Source organism: Streptomyces lateritius, from assembly GCF_014649715.1.
Lineage (GTDB): Bacteria > Actinomycetota > Actinomycetes > Streptomycetales > Streptomycetaceae > Streptomyces > Streptomyces lateritius.
In genome coordinates this window covers 251,118-255,176 of sequence record NZ_BMTO01000003.1, presented here as the reverse complement: position 1 = coordinate 255,176, position 4,059 = coordinate 251,118, and the positions used below count along the sequence as shown (strand labels likewise).

Here is a 4,059-nt window from a genome sequence, read left to right as displayed (position 1 = left end):
CCGCCGGCCGCCGGCCGCGCACTCCGTCGGAGGAGATCCTCTGCGATCTGTTCGCCGAGGTCCTCGGGGTGCCGGAGGTCGGCATCGACGACGACTTCTTCGCGCTGGGCGGGCACTCGCTGCTCGCGACGCGGCTCGCCAGCCGCGTCCGGTCGACCATGGACGCGGAGCTGCCCCTGCGGACCGTGTTCGACGCGCCCACGGTCGCCGCGCTGGCACAGCGCCTCGGCCCGCGCAGCAGCCGGCCGCCGCTGCGGGCGGGGGCGCGGCCCGACCCGCTGCCGCTGTCGTTCGCACAGCAGCGCATGTGGTTCCTGTACCGGCTGGAAGGACCGAACCCGGCGTACAACATGGCGTTCGCGGCCCGGCTCACCGGCGCCCTGGACGCCGCCGCGCTCCGGGCGGCGCTCGGTGACCTGACCGACCGGCACGAGGCGCTGCGCACCGCACTGCCGGACGACGCCGGTACGCCCCGTCAGGTGATCCTCGACGCGGAGTCCACACGGCCTGGGCTGCCCGTCACTCCGGTCACCGAGGCCGGCCTCGCGGCCCGGCTCACGGACGCGGCGGCCCGCCCCTTCCGCATCGACGAGGAAGCGCCCTTCGCCGCCGAGCTGTTCGCCCTCGGCCCCGACGAGCACGTCCTGCTCCTGGTGCTGCACCACATCGCCGCCGACGGCTGGTCCGCGCTGCCGCTGCTGCGGGACCTGGCGGACGCCTACACGGCGCGGGCCGGCGGCGAGCTCCCCAACTGGGCGCCGCTTCCCGTCGGTTACGCCGACCACGCCGTGTGGCAGCGGGAACTCCTCGGTGACGGGACGGACCCGGACGGAGCGCTGCACCAGCAGGCGGAGTACTGGCGCAAGACGCTGGACGGCCTGCCTGAGGAGCTTCCGCTGCCCACCGACCGGCCGCGGCCCGCCGTGCCCAGCCTGCGCGGCGCGACCGTCGACGTCGACGTGCCCGCCTCCCTGCACCGCGCCGTGCGGGCGCTGGCCCGCCGCTGCGACGCCAGTGTGTTCATGGTGCTGCACGCGGCGCTCGGCGCGCTGCTCAACCGGCTCGGCGCCGGTTCGGACATCCCCATCGGCACGCCGATCGCAGGCCGCAGCGACGACGCCGTGGACGACGTCGTGGGTTTCTTCGCCAATACGCTCGTGCTGCGCACGGACAGCTCCGGCGACCCGGGATTCCGCGATCTGGTGGCCCGTGTCCGGGAGACCGACCTGGCGGCGTACGCCCATCAGGACATCCCTTTCGAGCGCCTGGTGGAGCTGCTCAACCCAGCCCGCTCCATGGCCCGCCACCCGCTGTTCCAGGTGATGCTGAGCCACCAGGCGAGGCCCGCGACGGACCTGGCGCTCGGCGATGTCGAGGTCCGGCAGGAGCCGGTGGACATGGGCACCGCCAAGTTCGACCTGGCCTTCGAGATCGTCGAGGAACACGGCGTCGACGGGATGCGGCTGGGCGTCGAGTACAGCACCGACCTGTTCGACCACGACACGGTCGCCAACATGGCCACCCGCTACCTGCGGGTGCTCCAGGCCGTCACCGACGACCCCGACCGGCCGCTGGGCAGCCTGGACCTGCTCTCCGCCGACGAGCGCCGCCACGTGCTCGTCGACTGGAAGGGTGACGTGGTCGAGGCCCCGGTCTCGACGCTCACCGAACTGTTCACCCGCCAGGTGGAGCTCACGCCGGACGCCACGGCCCTGGTCGGCGGCGACATCACGTACACCTTCGCCGAGTTGGAGCGGCGCACGGCGCGGCTGGCTCGTATCCTGAAGGAGCGGGGTGTCGGTCCCGAGCGCATGGTGGCGCTGCTGCTGCCGCGCACCGCGGACACCGTCGTCGCGCTGCTGGCCGTCCTGCGGGCCGGTGGCGCGTACGTCCCCATCGAGCCCGGCTACCCGGCCGGGCGGATCGCGCACATCCTCCGTGACGCCGGCCCCCGGCTGCTCCTCACCACAGAGGCGCTGGCCCACCTGGCCGGAGATGGGGGCCCTCAGGCGCTGATCCTCGACGCGCCGGAGACGCAGGCGCTGCTGGCGGACGGCGGCCCCGACGGAGACGGCGAAGGCACCGAGCTCCCGCATCCGCTGCCCCAGCATCCGGCGTACGTCATCTACACCTCCGGTTCCACGGGTCTGCCGAAGGGCGTCGTCGTGGAGCACCGGAGCATCGCCAACCTCTTCCACAGCCACCGCGAGCTCCTCTACCGGCCCACCGTCGCGGCGGCGGGCGGGCGGAGCCTGCGGGTGGCGCACGGCTGGTCGTTCGCCTTCGACGCCTCGTGGCAACCGCAGTTGTGGATGTTCGACGGGCACGCCCTGCACATCGTGACCGAGGACACGCTGCGCGACCCGGAGCTGCTGGTGTCGTTCATCACCGAGCACCGGATCGACTTCATCGAGGTCACTCCGTCGCACGCGATGCAGCTGGCGGGCGCCGGACTCGTGGAGGACGGTCGCTGTCCGCTGCTCGCGCTCGGTGTCGGCGGCGAGGCGGTCCCGTCCCCGCTGTGGCGGGATATGCGGGCGCTGGAGGGCACGGCCGGCTACAACCTGTACGGCCCCACCGAGTGCACCGTCGACGCTCTGGCGGCGCGGGTCTCCGACGGCGAACGCCCGCTGGTGGGCCGGCCGACGGCGAACACCACCGCGTACGTCCTGGACGCCCGGCTCCAGCCGGTGCCCGCCGGTGTGATCGGGGAGCTGTACCTGGCGGGGGCCGGCCTCGCCCGCGGCTATCTGGACCGGCGCTCGTTGACGGCGGAGCGCTTCGTGGCGGACCCGTTCGGCCCGCCCGGCACCCGGATGTACCGCACCGGCGACCTGGTCCGCTGGATGCCGGACGGCACCGTCGACTACCTCGGCCGCACCGACGACCAGGTCAAGATCCGGGGATTCCGGATCGAACTCGGCGAGATCAGCGCGGCGTTGGCGGCCGATCCGTCGGTCGTCCAGGCGGCGGTGGACGTACGGGAGGAAGGCCCGGGCGGCAAGCGCATCGTCGCGTACGTCGTGCCGGCGGAGGGCGCCGTCTTCGACCCGTCTGCGCTGCGTGCGGAGTTGACCCGGATGCTGCCGGACTACATGGTGCCGTCGGCCTTCGTGGAGCTGGACGCGCTGCCGCTGACCGACCACGGCAAGCTCGACCGGCGGGCGCTGCCGGCTCCGCGGGAGGCGGAGCGGCGGACGGGCCGGGGCCCGCGGGACCTCATCGAGGCGCTCGTCTGCGAGATCTTCGCGGAGGTGCTTGAGCTGTCCGAGGTGGCCGTCGACGACGGCTTCTTCGATCTCGGCGGCCACTCGATGCTGCTGGTCCGGCTGAGGGACCGGCTGCACCGCGCCACCGGGCTGCACGTGGCGGTGGCGGACCTCTTCCGCCATCCGACGGCGGCCGGCCTCGCGGACCGGCTGCGGACGATGGAGGACGCCGCGCCTGGTCTCGACGTGCTGTTCCCCCTCCGTTCCTCCGGGGACCGCACGCCCCTGTGGTGCCCGGCGCCCGCCACCGGGCTCGGCTGGCGGTACGCGGCCCTGCGAGCCCATGTGCCGGAGGACGTACCGATCCACGCCCTCCAGGCACCCAACCTGGCGGGCGGACCTGCCGTGGAATCGCTGGAACGACTGGTCGACGTGCACCTGGAGGAAGTGACGCGGGTTCAGCCACACGGTCCGTACCGGCTGTTGGGCTGGTCCTTGGGCGGCGTCGTCGCCCAGGCCCTGGCCTGCCGTCTTCAGGAGCGCGGTGAGGACGTCGAACTGCTGGCGCTGCTCGACTCCTATCCGGGCGCGGGTGACGCGCCGGCGGAGGGGCTGGACACGGAAACCGTGACGGCCGCCGTCGACGGGCTGGGTCTGGAGGAGTCGACGGTGACGGCGATGCGTGTCAACTACGCGGCGGCCGGCGGGCTTCTGTCGTCCTTCTCCCCCGCCCGGTACCGGGGCACGCTGCTCCACTTCAGGGCGTCGGACGCACCGTGCCCGGGCGAGGACTGGGAGGCGTACACGGACGGCGATGTCGTGGTGCACACCGTCGCCGAGGACCATGACG

At 73.3% G+C, this 4,059-nt stretch carries 1 protein-coding gene; it reads left to right on the top strand.

Annotated features, from left to right (window positions below; all coding sequences use genetic code 11):
- A partial coding sequence (locus tag IE136_RS07585) for a non-ribosomal peptide synthetase (RefSeq protein WP_189599889.1) occupies nt 1-4,059 on the top strand: 4,059 nt, incomplete at both ends.